Raw genomic sequence first — 16,721 nt, forward strand, 5'->3', positions numbered from 1 at the left:
CTTCACTCCAGGACAACGGCGGTACCGTAGGCAAAGAGCTCGCTGGCGCCCTGGGCGACGGAGCTGGTGGAAAACCGAACATTGAGAACCGCATTGGCGCCAATGGCTTTGGCCTGCTGGGTCATTCGCTCAATGGCTTCCTGTCGTGAATCGTTGAGCAGTTCGGTATAGCCTTTGAGCTCACCGCCAAACACATTCTTGAAACTGGCGGCGATGTCTCTGCCCACATGCTTAGCGCGCACCGTACTGCCCTGCACCAGGCCCAGATGCTCGACCACTTTGCGGCCGGGCACTACTTCCAAATTGCTGATCAGCATAGATCGAATTCCCTTTGAGGATAGGTCTTCACGGCGTCTCGCCGAGGTATTGGTCTTTGAGTTTGACGTAATTGTCCGCCGAATAGGAGAAAAACGCTCGTTCGCTGTCTTTTAGCGGCCGGATTTGCTTGCAAGGTGAGCCCATATACAAATAGCCCGACGCCAGGCGCTTGCCGGGTGGTACCAGAGAGCCGGCACCGAGCACCACTTCGCTCTCAATGACGGCGCCGTCCAGCACAGTTGAGCCAATCCCGATCAGTACCCGGTCGCCAATGGTGCAGCCGTGCAGGCAGACACTGTGGCCCACGGTGACCTCCGAGCCGATGTTCAGCGGATAGCCCTCGGGGTTAAACGGCCCGGCGTGGGTGATGTGCAGGACAGTGTTGTCTTGAATACTGGTGCGCTCGCCTATACGTATAGAGTGCATATCGCCGCGCGCCACGGCAAAGGGCCAGACGGACGAGTCGGCGCCGATGGTGACATCGCCGATCAGCAGGGCGCAGGGATCAATGTACACCCGCTCGCCGAGCGCGGGGGTGGACGGCCCAAAGCGGCGGATACGAGCGCCTTGATGCGTAGTTGAATTCATAGCGGACCTCTCGAATAACCGGTGTATCATACTCCGGTTACCCAGAAGGCCCCAACCGGAGGAAGAATGACCGACCCCACCGCCAGCAATCCACTGTTATCCGACGCGCTCCTGCCGCCGTTTTCCGCTATTCGGCCCGAGCATGTTGAGCCCGCCGTCAGCCAATTGATCGACGAGGGCCGGGCGCACTTGCAGGAGCTGCTCAAAGCGCTTGGCGAGCCCACCTGGGAGTCGCTGGTGGCGCCGCTGGAGGCTGAGGACGACCGCCTTGAGCGCGCCTTTGCGCCGGTCAGTCACTTAAATGCGGTGGCCAATACGCCCGAATTGCGCGATGCCTATAACGCCAGCATTGCTCTGCTCACGGACTACAGCACCGAAGTATCGCAAAACCGCGAGCTGTTTGAAGCCTATCAGGCGCTCGCCGACAGCGAGGCCTATCAGGCATTGAGCTCGACTCAGAAAAAAGTGGTGGACAACGCGCTGCGCGACTTCAAACTCGGCGGTGTGGCCCTTGAGGGCGATGACAAAAAGCGCTACGGCGCCATTGCCAAGCGACTCAGCGAGCTCTCGACCACCTTTGCCAATAATGTGCTCGATGCCACGGCCGCCTGGTACCTGCATTTTGATGATGCCGAGGCCCTTGCCGGGCTGCCCGAGTCGGCGCTGGCTCAGGCGAAACAAGCCGGCGAGCTGAAAAAGCACGACAATGGCGAGCCGCTCGGCGGCTATGTGGTCACCCTGGATTTCCCGTCTTACCTGGCGGTGATGATGTACGCCGACGATCGCACCCTGCGCGAGCAGATGTACCGCGCGTTTGTCACCCGTGCCAGCGCCGATGGTCGCAAGGCCGATGGCAGCGGCGCCGCCTGCTGGGACAATACCGGCCTGATCGCGGAGACTCTGGCGCTGCGCCACGAGCAGGCTCGCTTGCTGGGCTTTGCCAGTTATGCCGAGCGATCGCTGGCCACCAAAATGGCCGATACCCCAGAGCAGGTGATCGGCTTTTTGCAGGAGCTGGCAGAAAAGTCGCGCCCGCAGGCCGAGCGGGACTTTGCCGAACTCAAGGCCTATGCCGGGGAGCAGGGCTGCGACGACCTGCAGGCCTGGGATCTGGCCTACTACAGTGAAAAACTGCGTCAGCAGAAATACGACATTTCCCAGGAGGCGCTGCGCCCTTATTTTCCCGCCGAGAAAGTCATCAGTGGCATGTTCGAAGTGGTGGGGCGTTTGTTCGATATCGATATTCTCCCGGTGGCTGCCTTTGACAGCTGGCACCCGGACGTGCGTTTTTACCAGATTTACCGCGATGGCGAGCAGCTTGCCAGCTTCTACCTCGATCTGTTTGCCCGCGAGGGCAAGCGCGGTGGCGCCTGGATGGCCGATTGCCGGGTGCGCCGGCAAACCGGTGCGGGGCTACAGCTGCCGGTGGCCTTTTTGACCTGCAACTTCACGCCGCCGGTGGGTGATACACCGTCACTGCTGACCCACGATGAAGTGACCACGCTTTTTCATGAATTCGGCCACGGTCTGCACCATATGCTGACGCAAATCGATGTGGCGGCGGTCAGCGGTATCAATGGTGTCGCTTGGGATGCGGTGGAGCTGCCCAGCCAGTTTCTGGAAAACTGGTGCTGGCAAGAGGAAGTCATTGGTCTGATCTCCGGCCATTACCGCACAGGCGAGCCACTGCCCAAGGTACTGCTGGACAAAATGCTGGCGGCAAAGAACTTTCAGGCCGGTATGCAGATGATGCGTCAGCTGGAGTTCTCGCTGTTTGATTTTCGCCTGCACGCCGAGTACAACCCGGATGCGCCCGTCCCGGCCGCGCGCCTGTTGGACGAGGTCCGGCGCGAGGTTGCGGTTATTCCCCAGCCGGCCTTTAACCGTTTTGAAAACAGCTTCAGCCACATTTTTGCCGGCGGCTATGCGGCGGGTTACTACAGCTACAAGTGGGCCGAGGTGCTCTCAGCCGACGCCTTCGCGGCGTTTGAAGAAGAGGGCATTTTCAACCCGAGCACCGGCAAGCGCTTCTTGCAGGAAATTCTGCAGCGCGGTGGCTCGCGCGAACCCATGCATTTGTTCGTGAGCTTTCGCGGGCGCGAGCCGTCCATTGAGCCTCTGCTGCGCCACAGCGGCTTGCTCGAGGAGGCCTCGTGACCACCTACAGCGAAACGCCCCGGTTTCTCGCCGGGGCCATATGCCCGCGCTGCGAGGCACTCGATCGCATTCGCGTCTACGCCGCGCACGGCAAAGACTACCGCGAGTGCGTGGCCTGCGGCTTTAAGGATGAGTTGCATTTTCCCGGTCAGGCGCGCGAGCTGGAAACCCGGGTACAGCGCCGCGATGACGGCACCTCGGATGAACAGGTGGTGCAGATTCTGCCGCGGCAACCCTGAGCCTAAAAGTTCTAGGCGCTTGCCAGGTTGGCCAGGTAGGAGTCGCGCAGTTCCGACAGCGGCATAGGCCGGCCGATTTTGTAACCCTGCAGAAAATCCACCCGCTGGCCGGCGAGCCAGCGCAACTGTTCGGTGGTTTCTACGCCTTCGGCCACTACTTTCATGTTCAGGCCGCGCGCCAAGCCGATAATGGATTCGGTGATGGCGCAGTCATCGAGATTCCCCGGTAAGTCCTGAATAAACGAGCGATCAATTTTCAGTTTGGCAAAGGGCAGGTGTTTGAGCCGCGACAGCGATGAATAACCGGTGCCAAAATCGTCAATCGACAGCGTTGGGCCGAGACTGGCCAGCGCCTGCAGTGAGCGACGCAGCTGTTTGGAGTCGTGCTGGATAACGTCTTCGGTGATTTCAAATTCCAACTGATCGCCGACAATCTGAAAGTGATCCAGCAGCTGGGCGATGTTGGCGGACAGGCCCGGGTGCAGTACCTGCTCCGCACTCAGGTTGATGGCCACCCGGGGCAGGTGAATGCCGCAGCAGCTGAGCGAGTTGAGGTCGCGGCAGACCCGGCTGATCACGGTTTTGTCGATGTCGTACATCATGCCCGCCGCTTTTGCCAGCGGCAGGAATTCGGCGGGCGCTAGCAGGCCGCGCTCCGGGTGATGCCAGCGCACCAGCGCCTCGGCGCCTGCCAGTGAGTAGCCATCGGCGGCGACAATGGGCTGGTAGTAGACATCCAGGCTCTGCATATCCAGCGCCCGGCGCAGCTCGCGCTCCAGGGCAAATTGAGCGCGGGCCTGCTGGGAAATCTTGGCGTTGAAAAACCGGGCGCTGCCGGGCCCGTCTTTTTTTGCCTGGTACATCGCGGCTTCGGCGTGGCGCATGAGGGTGGAGGCGTCGCGTCCGTCCTCCGGAAAAAAGCACACCCCGGCACTGAGGGTAACTTGCAGGCGCAGTTCTGGCAGCGACAGAGGCTTGAGCAATTGGTCGAGAAACTCCTCCACGGTGCGCTCCAGACTGTCGCTGCGCTTGGGGTCGCGAATGACCACCGCGAACTCGTTACCACCGATGCGCGCCACTTTGTCTTTGCCCCGCACCAGCAGCTGGCGCAGCTTGCTCGCCACCAGCACGATAATGTCATCGCCGATGTTTTGCCCAAGCCCCTCGTTGATTTGTTTGAGTTTGTCGATATTGATCCAGGCCAGGGCAAAGGCTTCGCAGCGCTCATCCTGTTCCGGTCGCACCAGATGGCTCAGGCGCTTTTGCAAGGCCCTGTGGTTGGACAGGCCGGTCAGGTCATCAAAGTGGGTGACGTAATCCAGCTCCTGCTGGCTCTGTTGCCAGGCCTCGTAGGTGTTGATCAGGCTGATGGTGTCGGCGACAGCGCAGACAAAGGCGATCTCCGCCAGTGGCCACTGGCGCCTGTGCCGACTTTCCAGGCAGAGCACACCGTAGATCTGGCCGTGGTCAAAAATGGGCGCGTCGAGCATCGACAGAATTTTCTGCGAGGGCAGGTAGTCCTCGGTAAAACTGCGGGTCCGCAGATCCTTGTAGACGTCGGTCACGTCTATTACCCGCTCGCGCAACAGGGCGTTGAAATAGTCCTGATGGTTTTTCTGCAGCAGGCCGACCCGCTCGTGCGTCAGACCCCAGGCACTGTCGAATAGGGTTTCAAGGTCCAGGCTCAGGTGTTCGTTGGATAGCTGCCAGACACTGGCGCGCTCGACTTCCAGCAGGCGGCTGCACAACTGTATCAGTTCGTCGAGCTTGTCCCGGCGCGACAGCCGAATAAAGCCTTCACTGTGGCTCAGCGCCATCAACTGCTTGTGCAGATCGATAAAGTGTTCGCTCTCGTCCATCGGACAGACCGTACTCAAGTAACAGGGGTGTGACGGATTTCTCCTCACAGGGTTATTTTAATATGGCACTTGTTTCGCTACCTGTCTAATAACGAATCCGTGTCGAAGGGCCGATTTTAATGTCTGGATGGGGCGGGGTGGGCGCGCTAACGGTGCTCAAAATTGAGGAAAATTGCCCGGTCGGTGGCCAGGCAGGGCCAGCGCGATAACTCGACCGACCAGCCGTGTTCGCGGTGACGGGCAAAAAACCGGTCGAAGGCCTCGCCGCGAAAGTTGTACTCGCTGAGCAGCAGCTCCGCCGAGAAAAGCACGGCCTGGTCCAACTCATTGGCAAAGGGCTCGCCGATCAACTCGTGTGCGACCAAATTTGCACGGGTCATGTCCATGGGCACCAGAGGCGCCCCGCACAGGCCGATGAAACGGTCGTTGATTTCCTCCAGCAGCCGGTGCGCGAGATAGGCTTCGTCTAGCAGCAGCTCGAGGGCACTGTGCCCGGCAATCAGATCCGGCGGGTTGAGAAAGTACTCGATGGCGATGTTGAGCAGCGGCTCGATACCCTCGCGGATGCCGGCCTCGCTGGCCATATCGTGCAGCGCCTCGATAAAGTCAGGCACATGCTCGATGTAGCGCACCACAAAGTCCGCCAACAGCAGCGCTGCGGTCTCTTCTGCCAGGTTGATGGCACTGTGCAAATGGCCAGAGCGCTCGTGCAGCCGCTCGACCAGTGAAATGGTTTCGCCCTCACGCTGCTCTGCCTCGTCGATTAGCTCGCGAATGGCATTGATTTGATCGACAAACGTCGATTGTGCTGTTTGGCCCGGTGGCACCTGCGCCTCATTGTCTGTGCTGTTAACCCGTAACTGCATGTGCTGACCTTCAACGGACGGGGTATGAGTTTAGGCCTCTCTGCAGGGCAATCCTTGGCGATGCACATTCGTCAGTTCGGCCGCTGCAGGGCGCAGGGGCGTTGGCGTATTTTTTTGGAGAGGTGCCTTAAAAGTAATAGATAACTCCGCCAATGCAAGTCGGCGGCAGCATTAAAAGTGCATAAAATTGTTAAAAATATACGCAATAACGCATGTTTATTGCCGCAAATTCCGCCAGAAAAGCGCACCCATGACCAGCCCCCTCGCGGCATTAAAGAGGCTGAACGCCAGCCATAGCCCGGTGTTGCCAAGCCCGGTTGTCAGCCACCACAGTGGGAAGAACACACCCACGGTGCAGATCAGCATGGTGTATTGCATGGCGGCGGTGCGCCCGGAGCCAAGAAAGATGCCATCGAGCTGATAGCCCCATATGGCCAGCAGGGGCAGGGCGATGATCCAGTGAAACTGGGCTCCGGCCTCTTCAAGCACCTCGGGTATTTGAGTAAAAAGCTCCAGCCACAGGGGTTTGCCCAGCGCAAACACTAGGCTGATTAGCAGTGCGGTGGCCAGGGCCATGGCGGTTGTGGCCAGGCTCACGCGAACAAATTCGGCCCGGTCGGCCGCGCCCCTGGCCTTGCCGCAAAGCGCTTCGGCGGCGTGGGCAAAGCCGTCCAGGGCGTGGGAGGTGAGCATCAACAGCTGCAGCAAAATGGCATTGGCGGCCACCACATGGGTGCCGGCACGCGCGCCCTGAGCGGTAAAAAAAGTGAACACCGTCAGCAGGCAAAAGGTGCGGACAAACAAGTGCCGGTTGACCCGTATCAGCGGCAGATAGCATTCCAGCCGGCGCAGCTCGCGAAGCCGCAGGCGCCAGGGTTGGCGGAGTGTCAGCCTTCCGATGCGCGCCCACAAAAGCCAGAGGCCGAGCCCCAGGGCGGCGTACTCGGCGCACACGCTGGCCCAGGCGGCACCGTCACTATTGAGCCCGAGACCGAGGATGAACAGCAAATCCAGCGCGATGTTTATGGCGTTGGTAAAGACCAGAATCACCAGGGGCCGGCGGGTGTCTTGCTGGCCGATAAACCAGCCGATCAGAGTGTAATTGAGTAGAGTGGCCGGAGCGCTGAGAAAGCGTATCTGGCAATAGCTGATCGCCAGTTGAGCCGCGGCGGGCTCGGGCGCCATCCAGCCGATGGCAAAGGGGATAACCCAGCCGCTGGCGGCCAACAGGGCCGCTGCCAGCGCCAGAGCGAGCACCGCCGAGCGCAGCCACAGGGCGAGCGACTCCTCCCAGTCCTCCCGGCCCACGGCGGGCGCCACCAAGCTGGTGGTGCCCATGCGCAAAAAGCCGAGAGACCAGAACACCAGGGTCAGTACACTTGCGCCCACGGCCACAGCGCCCAGGTAGCGGGCGGCGGGTAGATGCCCCAGTATGGCAGTGTCCACCGCCCCGAGCAGCGGCACCGACAGATTGCTGAGCATGATCGGCCACACCAGCGGCCAGATGCCCCGTGTGTAGGTCGAGAGACGATGCTGAGCGTTGGTTGGTGGGTTCATGGCGCCATGATAACCGCTTGCGCGCGGACCTGCCCGGCCCTGTGAGATGACCCTCAAGTTGTTGTTAATGGTGATAAATTTATTGACTTTTGCGCCGCTCTATGGCCACATTATCGCCTGTAGTTGCGACGATTTGCCGCAGTTTATTTGTCGTACCCTCCCGAATTCTTCGCTGGTACCAATAAGCTCACAGAGCGAATCCCACTCGTTGTAACAAGTGTGGTGGAAGCTTTGCGATAGAGTATTGGGTGCGGGTTACGCCCGGCCGCTGAGCAGCCGGCTGAGGTGGCAGGTTCTCGGGCCTGTGCATGACGCAATCACAATAAAACGTGGGCACGAGATTCGCCCGCGTAAGAATAAGCATAATGAATAGCTAACGGAGAAGATGGGCAATGTTGAAAACAGCACGTGGCCTTAGTGCCTGGTTGCTCGGTTTCGCAGTGCTGCTGGCGAGTCACTGGACGCTGGCAGAAGAAACCGCGCAGTTGAAGTTCAATATGACCCGGGGGGTGACGCCGGTCAGTCAGGACATCCACGGTTTGCACATGCTGATGTTTTGGTGGTGTGTGGGTATCGGCGTGGTGGTCTTTGGGGTCATGTTTGTCAGCATGTTCCTGCACCGTAAATCCCGGGGCGTCAAGCCAGCCAATTTCCACGAAAGCACCTGGCTGGAGCTAACCTGGACCGCGATTCCTTTCGCCATCCTGATTCTGATGGGCATTCCCGCCTCTAAATCCCTGATCGAGCTCTACGACACTTCTGAATCCGAAGTGGACGTGCTGATTACCGGTTACCAGTGGCGCTGGAAGTACGAAATTTTGGGTGAAGACGTCAGCTTCTTCAGTAACTTGTCCACGCCGCGCGACGAAATCGACGGCTTCGCCGAGAAAAACCCCAATTACCTGCTTGAGGTGGATGAGCCGCTGGTGCTGCCAGTGGGCAAGAAAGTCCGCTTTATCGTCACCGCCAATGATGTCATCCACAACTGGTGGGTGCCGGATTTCGGCGTCAAACGCGATGCCATTCCCGGCTTTACCAATGAATCCTGGGCGATCATCGAAGAGCCCGGCGTGTACCGCGGTCAGTGCGCCGAGCTGTGTGGTAAAGACCACGGCTTTATGCCCATTGTGGTGGAGGCCAAAACACAGGAAGAGTATCGCGCCTGGCTGGATGAGAAAAAGGCCGCCGCCGCGGCGCTGGCCGAGCTGACCGAAAAAACCTTTACCTTCGACGAGCTCTACGCCAAGGGCGAGGAAGTCTACAACCGCTCCTGCGCCGCCTGTCACCAGGCCAATGGTGAAGGTGTGCCGGGTGCCTTCCCGAGCCTGAAGCAAGGCATCACCGTCGGCCCCATCAAAGAGCACATTGATGTTGTCGTGAACGGTGTCAATGGCACTGCCATGCAGGCTTTCGGTGAGCAGCTGTCGGAAGTGGACATCGCCGCTGTCGTTACCTATGAGCGCAATGCCTGGGGCAATAACATGGGCGATCTCGCCCAGCCGCTCGATATTTATAATCACAAACAGGGCAAATAGGAGGTAGACAATGGCTCACGGTCCCGCAAAAGGTATTACGCGCTGGTTGTATACCACCAACCACAAAGATATTGGCAGCATGTATCTGTGGTTTAGCTTTGCCATGTTTTTTCTGGGCGGCATTTTTGCCCTGGTGATTCGGGCTGAACTGTTTCAACCCGGTTTGCAAATCGTCGACCCCAACTTTTTTAACCAGATGACCACCATGCATGGTCTGGTGATGGTATTTGGTGCGGTTATGCCGGCGTTTGTCGGTCTGGCCAACTGGATGATCCCCATGCAAATCGGCGCGCCGGATATGGCGCTGCCGCGCATGAACAACTGGAGCTTCTGGATTCTGCCGTTCGCTTTCGCCATGCTCTCTTCCACGCTGTTTATGGAAGGTGGCGCGCCGAACTTTGGCTGGACGTTCTACGCTCCGCTGTCGACCACCTACGCACCACCGTCGGTAACCTTCTTTATTTTTGCCGTGCACATCATGGGCGCAAGTTCGATTATGGGTGCGATCAACATTATCGCCACCATCGTTAACATGCGCGCTCCGGGCATGACCTACATGAAGATGCCGCTGTTTGTCTGGACCTGGCTGATCACCGCCTTCCTGCTGATTGCGGTGATGCCGGTACTGGCGGGCGTGGTGACCATGATGCTCATGGACATTCACTTCGGTACCAGCTTCTTTGATGCCGCCGGTGGCGGTGACCCGGTTCTGTTCCAGCATATTTTCTGGTTCTTCGGTCACCCCGAGGTGTACATCATGATCCTGCCGGCCTTTGGTATTGTCAGTGCAATTATTCCCACCTTCGCGCGCAAGCCGCTGTTCGGTTACAGCTCCATGGTCTACGCCACCGCCGCCATTGCTTTTTTAAGCTTTGTGGTCTGGGCGCACCATATGTTTACCGTGGGCCTGCCGATTGCCGGTGAGCTCTTCTTTATGTGGGCCACCATGTTGATTGCAGTGCCTACCGGTGTGAAGGTGTTTAACTGGGTGGCCACCATGTTCAAAGGTGCAATGACCTTTGAGACCCCGATGCTGTTCTCCATCGCTTTCGTGATTCTGTTCACCATCGGTGGCTTCTCGGGGTTGATGCTGGCCATTGCCCCGGCGGACTTCCAGTATCACGACACCTACTTTGTGGTGGCGCACTTCCACTATGTGCTGGTGCCCGGTGCGATCTTCTCGATCACTGCGGGCGTCTACTACTGGCTGCCCAAGTGGTGCGGCAACATGTACAACGAGACCATGGGTAAAGTGCATTTCTGGCTGGCGTTTATTGGCCTGAACGTGACTTTCTTCCCCATGCATTTCTCGGGGCTGGCCGGTATGCCGCGTCGGATTCCGGACTACAACATGATGTTTGCCGACTGGAACATGATCTCTTCGGTGGGCGCCTTCCTGTTTGGTGCCGCCCAGGTAATGTTCTTGTACAACGTGATTGCCACCATTGTCGGCGGTAAAAAAGCCACCGCCGAAGTGTGGGAAAACCCGGAAGGGCTGGAGTGGACCGTGCCATCACCGGCGCCTTACCACACCTTCAGCGAACCGCCGGAGTTTAAGTCGTCTCACTGAGTGATATAGAACGTGAAAGTACTGCCTGAGGACCCGGTAAAAAGGCTCAGCGTAAAGCTGGCGATCACTTCATTTGGGTTTTTGCTTTTTGCCCTGTTCGTGATGCCGCCACTTTACGTTGCCTTTTGCGAGATTACCGGGCTCAACGGCAAAACTGGTGACAAGTACGAAGCGGTAGATGCGGTCGTCGATACCAGCCGCGAGATTAAAGTGCAGTTTGTCGCCACCAACAATGAGGGAATGCCCTGGCAGTTTGGCCCCGAGGTGAAAACACTGATTGTGCACCCGGGTGAGCAGACACGGATCAATTACCTGGCAAAAAACCCAACAGGTAATGACATGATCGGCCAGGCCATTCCATCGTTGATTCCGTACAAGGCGGCCAGTTACTTTCACAAAACCGAGTGTTTTTGTTTTAACCAGCAGGCTCTGCTGGCCGGAGAAGAGGCGGTGTTGCCGATGTTTTTTATCATCGATCAGGACCTGCCCGAACACATCAAGAGTATTACTCTGAGCTATACCATCTTTGATGTGACCGACCGATTCAGCAGGGAAGAGTTGTTAAGCATGGTCGATACCGGCCAGTAACATTAACCGCAGAACAATAACATTTTGCGCGGGGAGTAGAATTATGAGTGGAGGAACCTACTACGTACCGGAACAGAGCAGGCTACCCATTTGGGCCAGCTTTGGTTTGTTCTTAACGGTATTTGGTGCGGCCAACTGGATTAATGGCAGTTCGGCGGGCCCCTGGCTGTTTTTTGCCGGCGGGCTGACGTTTGCCGCTGTGCTTTGGAACTGGTTCAGCATTGTCATCAGCGAGAATATGGCGGGGCTCAACAGCCCTCAGCTAAAACACTCATACGTCATTGGTATGGGCTGGTTTATTTTCTCTGAGGTCATGTTTTTTGCGGCCTTTTTCGGCGCGCTCTTTTACATCCGCACACTGGCGTTGCCCTGGCTGGCCGGTGAGGGTGACGGTGGCGCGAGCAGTGAATTGCTGTGGCCCGGGTTTGAGGCCCAGTGGCCGCTGATGACCACGCCCGATATGGCGGTCAACGGTGAAGAGGCTTTGCGCAAGGGTCCAGAGCAGAGCATGAGCTGGCCCGGCTTTGGCGCCTTGCTTGGTTGGCTCCCCTTCTGGAATACCGTGATTCTGTTGTCTTCCAGTGTCACCGTACACTTTGCTCACACAGCGATTAAGAACAACAACCGCAAGCAGTTCAATATCATGCTGGGTGTGACGGTGCTGCTGGGCTTTATCTTCCTGATCCTGCAGGCCGAGGAGTACATCCACGCCTATCAAGAGTTGGGGCTGACACTGGAGTCAGGCATCTACGGCTCGACCTTCTTTATGCTGACCGGTTTCCACGGTGCACACGTCACTATGGGCACCGTCATGTTGCTGATTATGTGGTTGCGTTCAGTACTCAAAGGCCACTTCAAGCCCGATGACAATTTTGGCTTTGAAGCGGCCAGCTGGTACTGGCACTTCGTCGATGTTGTCTGGGTGGGTTTGTTCTTCGCCGTTTACGTCTTTGGTTGATACAACCCCTGGGATCAGCGTAAGTGCTGGTCCCAGGGAGCGCTGTCGGTCAAAATGCCGCTGTAAAAGCCATAGCCGACACACAGCATCATCAGCACAGCGAGAGTGATGCGAATACCCAGCGCGTAGAGTGTGCGCTTGGATTGCGGCAACCCCGCATCGCGCAGCAGGTAGTTGAGCCCGGCCGTCAGGCTAAGGACAACGCCAATAAACAATACGAGAATGATAATTTTAAGCCACATAGACACTCCGCCGTAAAAAACCGCACCCTCGGGTGCCTTAAAACCCGATAGTAACCCAGAGCCCATAGGTTTGCCGAATACCGGGATCGCAGCAGAGGTAGCGACACTGTGAAACCCCACAAGCCCCTCTCACTGATGTGGACCCCCAACAAAACCATACTGGCACTGGCACTGGTATTTTTGCCATTGCTGCTGGCACTGGGGACCTGGCAACTGGGGCGCGCCGAACAGAAACGTTTGCTGGAAGCGCAAATGGAACAGCGCCAGTCCCGTGCACCTGTAGCGCTGGCGACGCTACAAACGCCCGAACCCTACACCCCGGTGATGGTGGAGGGTGAGTACGACAACCAGCATGTTTGGTTGCTGGATAACCGCCAGCGCGATGGCCGCCCGGGTTACGAAGTAGTGCAAGCGTTTATCCCCGAGAGCGGCAAGCGGGTGTTGATTAATCGCGGCTGGCTTGCTGCGGGGCCGCAGCGCAGTCAGCTGCCGGATGTGCCCAGAGTACAGGGGCACACCACGATATTTGCGGAAGTGGTCGAGGTGTCTGATCACCCTCTGCTCAGCGCGAGCAGCGAGCAACACAGCTGGCCGAGAATCATCACCCAAATAGAGCCGGCGGTGATGGCGGAGCAGATAGGCGAGCCCTTAGCGGCGTTTTATCTGCGCCTCGATGCCTCCAGCAGCTCAGCTTTGCGCACGGGCTGGGCGCGCCTGAATATGAGCTCGGCCAAACATTCGGGTTACGCCGCGCAGTGGTTTGCCATGGCCTTTGCCCTGGCGGTGCTTACGCTCTTTGCCAACAGCAACCTCGGCGAGGTGCTGCGGCAGAGAAGGGCAATGAAGGGTCGAGCCGAATAAGAGACGTAGACGAGAAAGACATGACTGACGAACAAGTGCGAAAGAAACGCCGCGGCCAGATTCAGGCCATTTTATTGATGCTGGTGGTGGCCCTGCCGATGCTGGCCGCCTATGTGATTTATCACACCGGTTGGGGGATGCCCACCGGTACGGTAAACAAAGGCGCACTGTTGGAACCGGCGAGGCATTTACCCGACATCCAGCCGCGACTTGCCGATGACAGTGCGTGGGACATCAGTGCTGAGAAAAAGCGTTGGCGTTACGTCATTCCCGGCTTCAGCACCTGCGATGAGCAGTGCATGAAAAACCTCTACCTGACCCGTCAGGTGCACATTCGCCTGAACGATAAGGCCGATAGGGTAGAGCGTATTTATTTGCTGCAAGATGAAACACTGTCGCCGGAGCTGTCCGCGCACATCGAACAAGAGCACCCTTTGCTGCGTGTTATGCGCGTGCAAGCCAGCTCGCTGGACACGCTACTGGAGGACACAAATCTTTCAGGCGATGCGGTAGCGGCCGGGCGTTACTTTCTGATGGATCAGGACGGCTTCTTGATGATGGCCTACAGCCCGCAGCATACCGGCGGTGAATTACTCAAGGATGTGAAAAAAATGTTGAAAACCTCCTACGAGGAATAGGCCTTGAAGCAAGCAACGCGATTTACCTGGGGATTTCGTCTGGCTTTACTCGCCACGGCACTGGCATCGGTGGTGGTGGTTCTGGGCGCTTTTACCCGGCTGGTGGATGCCGGGCTCGGTTGTCCGGACTGGCCGGGCTGTTACGGCCACCTGACCTGGCCGACTACCGACGAGCACGTGGCGGCAGCTGAGGCGTTGTTTCCGGAAACGCCGGTAGAGCATGACAAAACCTGGCCGGAGATGGTGCACCGTCACTTTGCCGGGACCCTCGGTCTGCTGATACTGGGCATGACCATTGTCACCTGGCGCCGCGCTGCGAAAACCGCCGAGGTTCTGCCCAAGTGGCACACTCTGGGCTTACTGATCCTTGTCATCATTCAGGCCGCCTTTGGCATGTGGACGGTGACCCTCAAACTCTGGCCACAAATTGTCACGGCTCATTTGTTGGGCGGCTTTGCGACCTTGAGCTTGCTGTGGTTGCTGGCCCAGCGCTTGGGGCCATGGCGGTGGCGGGTAGCGGACGTGGTGCGCCTGCACGCGCTGAAACCGCTGGTGCTTCTGGCACTTATACTGGTGATTTTACAAATCGCGCTGGGCGGTTGGACGAGCTCCAACTACGCCGCCCTCGCGTGTACGGATTTTCCCACCTGCCACGGCGAGTGGTGGCCGGACATGGATGTAGCGCGGGGTTTTAACCTGGCGCAGACCATCGGCCCGAATTATCTGGGCGGCCTGCTCGAAGGCGATGCTCGCACGGCCATACACATGGCTCACCGTCTCGGCGCCCTGGTGGTGATCTTTACCTTGCTTCTACTGCTGCGCCGGTTGTTCACAATCGCTGCTGCGCGCACCATGGCCACCACCATCGCGGGCGTGCTGGCGCTGCAGGTCACCCTGGGGGTGACCAATGTCCTGGCCCACTTGCCCCTGGCGGTTGCCGTGGCCCACAACGCCGTCGGCGCTTTGCTGCTGCTGACACTGGTTACCTTGACGCACCGAGTCTATACGGCGCAAAGTAGCTCCCCTGAACCCACCGATAGCAACCATAACGGGTAGTCTCATGAATCAAACTCACGCCGCAACCCAAGCGCCCAGCTGGCGCGATTACTATGAGCTTACCAAGCCGCGTGTGGTCATGTTGATGATTCTCACCTCAGTAATCGGCATGTTATTGGCGGTACCGGGTATGGTGCCTGTAGATGTTTTGCTGATTGGCAATCTGGGTATTGCCCTGTGCGCCGGCTCGGCCGCGGCGGTAAATCACATCGTCGACCGCAGTGTGGATCAGAAGATGGCGCGCACACTCAACCGCCCGGTGGCTAAAGGGCGGGTGGAGCCCATGCAGGCGCTGCTGTTTGCCCTGGTAATTGGTGTGTTGGGTATGACCTTGCTGGTGGTGTTTATCAACACCCTGACGGCAGTGCTGACGCTGGTGTCACTGCTGGGTTACGCGCTGGTGTATACGCTGTTTCTCAAGCGAGCCACCCCGCAGAATATCGTCATTGGCGGCATTGCCGGCGCCGCGCCGCCGCTGCTCGGCTGGACGGCCGTTACCGGTAGCCTCGATGGTCACGCACTTTTGCTGGTATTGATTATCTTTGCCTGGACACCGCCGCATTTCTGGGCCCTGGCGGTCCATCGCAAGGACGAGTACGCCAAAGCCGATATTCCCATGCTGCCGGTCACCCATGGCGAGCAGTACACCAAGCTGCATATCTTTCTCTACACCATCATTATGATTCTGGTGACCTTGCTGCCGTTTATCACGGGTATGATGAGCTGGATTTATCTGATTGGCGCACTGGTGCTGGGCGCGGGCTTTCTCTACTGGTCGTTTATGCTGATGGTCAGCAAGCGCGAAGGCATTGGCATGGACACCTTCAAGTACTCCATTGTCTACTTAATGGCACTGTTTGTGGTGATGCTGGCCGATCACTACCTGCTGCCCACTCACCCCTTAGGTGTTTAACGACATGAGCCACTCAAGCGAAGCGCAACAGACCCGCAAGGGTATTCGTCGCACGGTGTTTTTTTGCGTGGTGTTTATGACGCTGGCGATTGCACTGGTGGTCAATAAGCTGCTCACGCCCAGAGTCATGACGCAGGAGGAGCTGCGTCTCAACGGCGCCATTGTCTTCGACAAGCCGCGGCGCTTTGACGACTTTGAATTGCTCGATCAAAACGGACAGCCCTTCACCCGAGAAGACTTTAAAGGGCATTGGTCTTTGCTGTTTTTCGGTTTTACCCACTGCCCCGACATTTGCCCCACCACCATGGCGGACCTTGCGCGACTGCATCAGGCGCTGCCCGATACCATCGCCAAGGAAACCGAGGTGATGCTGGTAAGCCTTGACCCGGCGCGCGATACGCCCGAGCTGTTGAACGATTACGTCAGCTACTTTAACCCCGACTTTACCGGGGTGACCGGCGACTTCCTCGCGATCCGCCGCTTTGCCAACCAGGTCAACGTGGCTTTTACCAAAGTCACTCAGGGTGACGACTACACCGTGGACCACTCCGGCAACATCGTTATCATTAACCCGCGCGGTGATTACCACGGCTTTTTCAAGCCACCGTTTGAGTTGGCCAGGCTGAAAACCACCTTCAGCTCCATCCACGAGAGTTTTGACGGCTAACTTCGGCAATTGCGGCTAAGGGTTCCAGCTCTTTGCCGCCAGTTCCGGATAAAGCCTTAACCAAATCTTTTTCATATAGTAAAGTGCTTGCTCTTATAAAAATGCGCCC

The 16,721-nt window shown here is 58.0% G+C and carries 17 protein-coding genes; 11 read left to right on the plus strand and 6 right to left on the minus strand.

What is annotated here, in order from left to right:
- Window positions 1-2: 2 nt before the first annotated feature.
- Together QWI16_RS06035 and QWI16_RS06040 are read right to left on the minus strand one after the other, a co-directional pair.
- Entirely contained in the window at window positions 3-317 is a 315-nt protein-coding gene (locus tag QWI16_RS06035; RefSeq protein ID WP_302711869.1) for a YbjQ family protein, read from the minus strand.
- A gap of 28 nt (window positions 318-345) precedes the next feature.
- Window positions 346-906, minus strand: a complete 561-nt coding sequence (locus tag QWI16_RS06040) for a gamma carbonic anhydrase family protein (RefSeq protein WP_302711870.1) — start codon at window positions 904-906, stop codon at window positions 346-348.
- 66 nt (window positions 907-972) lie between these two features.
- On the opposite strand from QWI16_RS06040, the gene prlC reads away from it, so the two are divergent.
- Together prlC and QWI16_RS06050 are read left to right on the plus strand one after the other, a co-directional pair.
- Window positions 973-3,063, plus strand: a complete 2,091-nt coding sequence (gene prlC / locus QWI16_RS06045; protein WP_302711871.1) for an oligopeptidase A — start codon at window positions 973-975, stop codon at window positions 3,061-3,063.
- Entirely contained in the window at window positions 3,060-3,302 is a 243-nt protein-coding gene (locus QWI16_RS06050; RefSeq protein ID WP_302711872.1) for a YheV family putative zinc ribbon protein, read from the plus strand. The genes prlC and QWI16_RS06050 overlap by 4 nt, the downstream gene beginning before the upstream one ends.
- 11 nt (window positions 3,303-3,313) lie before the next feature.
- Here the strand turns inward: QWI16_RS06050 and QWI16_RS06055 are convergent, their stop codons facing one another.
- From QWI16_RS06055 to QWI16_RS06065, 3 genes are all read right to left on the minus strand, one after another.
- Window positions 3,314-5,161 (minus strand): putative bifunctional diguanylate cyclase/phosphodiesterase, encoded by a 1,848-nt coding sequence (locus QWI16_RS06055; protein WP_302711873.1) that lies wholly within the window; start codon window positions 5,159-5,161, stop codon window positions 3,314-3,316.
- A gap of 146 nt (window positions 5,162-5,307) precedes the next feature.
- Window positions 5,308-6,027, minus strand: coding sequence for a hypothetical protein (locus QWI16_RS06060; protein WP_302711874.1), 720 nt, complete (start codon window positions 6,025-6,027; stop codon window positions 5,308-5,310).
- Between the two features lie 216 nt (window positions 6,028-6,243).
- Window positions 6,244-7,584 (minus strand): MATE family efflux transporter, encoded by a 1,341-nt coding sequence (locus QWI16_RS06065; protein ID WP_302711875.1) that lies wholly within the window; start codon window positions 7,582-7,584, stop codon window positions 6,244-6,246.
- Window positions 7,585-7,976: 392 nt separating this feature from the next.
- Between QWI16_RS06065 and coxB the strand changes: the two genes are divergently transcribed.
- The 4 genes from coxB to QWI16_RS06085 are packed head-to-tail and all read left to right on the plus strand — an operon-like array spanning window position 7,977 to window position 12,235.
- Entirely contained in the window at window positions 7,977-9,119 is a 1,143-nt protein-coding gene (gene coxB / locus QWI16_RS06070; protein WP_302711876.1) for a cytochrome c oxidase subunit II, read from the plus strand.
- Window positions 9,120-9,129: 10 nt separating this feature from the next.
- Entirely contained in the window at window positions 9,130-10,689 is a 1,560-nt protein-coding gene (gene ctaD, locus QWI16_RS06075; RefSeq protein ID WP_302711878.1) for a cytochrome c oxidase subunit I, read from the plus strand.
- Between the two features lie 12 nt (window positions 10,690-10,701).
- Window positions 10,702-11,277, plus strand: coding sequence for a cytochrome c oxidase assembly protein (locus tag QWI16_RS06080; protein ID WP_302711879.1), 576 nt, complete (start codon window positions 10,702-10,704; stop codon window positions 11,275-11,277).
- 43 nt (window positions 11,278-11,320) lie between these two features.
- Entirely contained in the window at window positions 11,321-12,235 is a 915-nt protein-coding gene (locus QWI16_RS06085) for a cytochrome c oxidase subunit 3 (protein ID WP_302711880.1), read from the plus strand.
- A 14-nt stretch (window positions 12,236-12,249) separates the two neighbouring features.
- On the opposite strand, the gene QWI16_RS06090 is transcribed toward QWI16_RS06085, so the two are convergent.
- Window positions 12,250-12,477, minus strand: a complete 228-nt coding sequence (locus QWI16_RS06090; protein WP_302711881.1) for a DUF2909 domain-containing protein — start codon at window positions 12,475-12,477, stop codon at window positions 12,250-12,252.
- A 108-nt stretch (window positions 12,478-12,585) separates the two neighbouring features.
- Between QWI16_RS06090 and QWI16_RS06095 the strand changes: the two genes are divergently transcribed.
- From QWI16_RS06095 to QWI16_RS06115, 5 genes are read left to right on the plus strand one after another with little or no spacing between them, the layout of a single operon-like run.
- Window positions 12,586-13,338, plus strand: a complete 753-nt coding sequence (locus QWI16_RS06095) for an SURF1 family protein (RefSeq protein ID WP_302711882.1) — start codon at window positions 12,586-12,588, stop codon at window positions 13,336-13,338.
- A 20-nt stretch (window positions 13,339-13,358) separates the two neighbouring features.
- Window positions 13,359-13,976: a redox-active disulfide-containing membrane protein gene (locus QWI16_RS06100; RefSeq protein ID WP_302711883.1), complete on the plus strand. Its 618-nt coding sequence runs from the start codon at window positions 13,359-13,361 to the stop codon at window positions 13,974-13,976.
- A 3-nt stretch (window positions 13,977-13,979) separates the two neighbouring features.
- Window positions 13,980-15,032, plus strand: a complete 1,053-nt coding sequence (locus QWI16_RS06105; RefSeq protein WP_302711884.1) for a COX15/CtaA family protein — start codon at window positions 13,980-13,982, stop codon at window positions 15,030-15,032.
- A complete protein-coding gene (gene cyoE, locus QWI16_RS06110) occupies window positions 15,013-15,945 on the plus strand; it encodes a heme o synthase (protein ID WP_302711906.1) in 933 nt (310 codons plus the stop codon). The genes QWI16_RS06105 and cyoE overlap by 20 nt, the downstream gene beginning before the upstream one ends.
- Window positions 15,946-15,949: 4 nt before the next feature.
- Window positions 15,950-16,612, plus strand: a complete 663-nt coding sequence (locus QWI16_RS06115; protein WP_302711885.1) for an SCO family protein — start codon at window positions 15,950-15,952, stop codon at window positions 16,610-16,612.
- Window positions 16,613-16,721 lie beyond the last annotated feature (109 nt).

Origin of the sequence: Gilvimarinus algae, from assembly GCF_030518215.1 — a bacterium.
Lineage (GTDB): Bacteria > Pseudomonadota > Gammaproteobacteria > Pseudomonadales > Cellvibrionaceae > Gilvimarinus > Gilvimarinus algae.

Excerpts from the sequence above, each read along its gene's own strand:
- QWI16_RS06115 (WP_302711885.1), top strand. The coding sequence starts at position 15,950 with ATGAGCCACTCAAGCGAAGCGCAACAGACCCGCAAGGGTATTCGTCGC.
- prlC (WP_302711871.1), top strand. The coding sequence starts at position 973 with ATGACCGACCCCACCGCCAGCAATCCACTGTTATCCGACGCGCTCCTG.
- QWI16_RS06035 (WP_302711869.1), bottom strand. The coding sequence starts at position 317 with ATGCTGATCAGCAATTTGGAAGTAGTGCCCGGCCGCAAAGTGGTCGAG.
- ctaD (WP_302711878.1), top strand. The coding sequence starts at position 9,130 with ATGGCTCACGGTCCCGCAAAAGGTATTACGCGCTGGTTGTATACCACC.
- QWI16_RS06065 (WP_302711875.1), bottom strand. The coding sequence starts at position 7,584 with ATGAACCCACCAACCAACGCTCAGCATCGTCTCTCGACCTACACACGG.
- QWI16_RS06085 (WP_302711880.1), top strand. The coding sequence starts at position 11,321 with ATGAGTGGAGGAACCTACTACGTACCGGAACAGAGCAGGCTACCCATT.
- QWI16_RS06090 (WP_302711881.1), bottom strand. The coding sequence starts at position 12,477 with ATGTGGCTTAAAATTATCATTCTCGTATTGTTTATTGGCGTTGTCCTT.
- QWI16_RS06100 (WP_302711883.1), top strand. The coding sequence starts at position 13,359 with ATGACTGACGAACAAGTGCGAAAGAAACGCCGCGGCCAGATTCAGGCC.
- QWI16_RS06060 (WP_302711874.1), bottom strand. The coding sequence starts at position 6,027 with ATGCAGTTACGGGTTAACAGCACAGACAATGAGGCGCAGGTGCCACCG.
- coxB (WP_302711876.1), top strand. The coding sequence starts at position 7,977 with ATGTTGAAAACAGCACGTGGCCTTAGTGCCTGGTTGCTCGGTTTCGCA.
- QWI16_RS06055 (WP_302711873.1), bottom strand. The coding sequence starts at position 5,161 with ATGGACGAGAGCGAACACTTTATCGATCTGCACAAGCAGTTGATGGCG.
- QWI16_RS06040 (WP_302711870.1), bottom strand. The coding sequence starts at position 906 with ATGAATTCAACTACGCATCAAGGCGCTCGTATCCGCCGCTTTGGGCCG.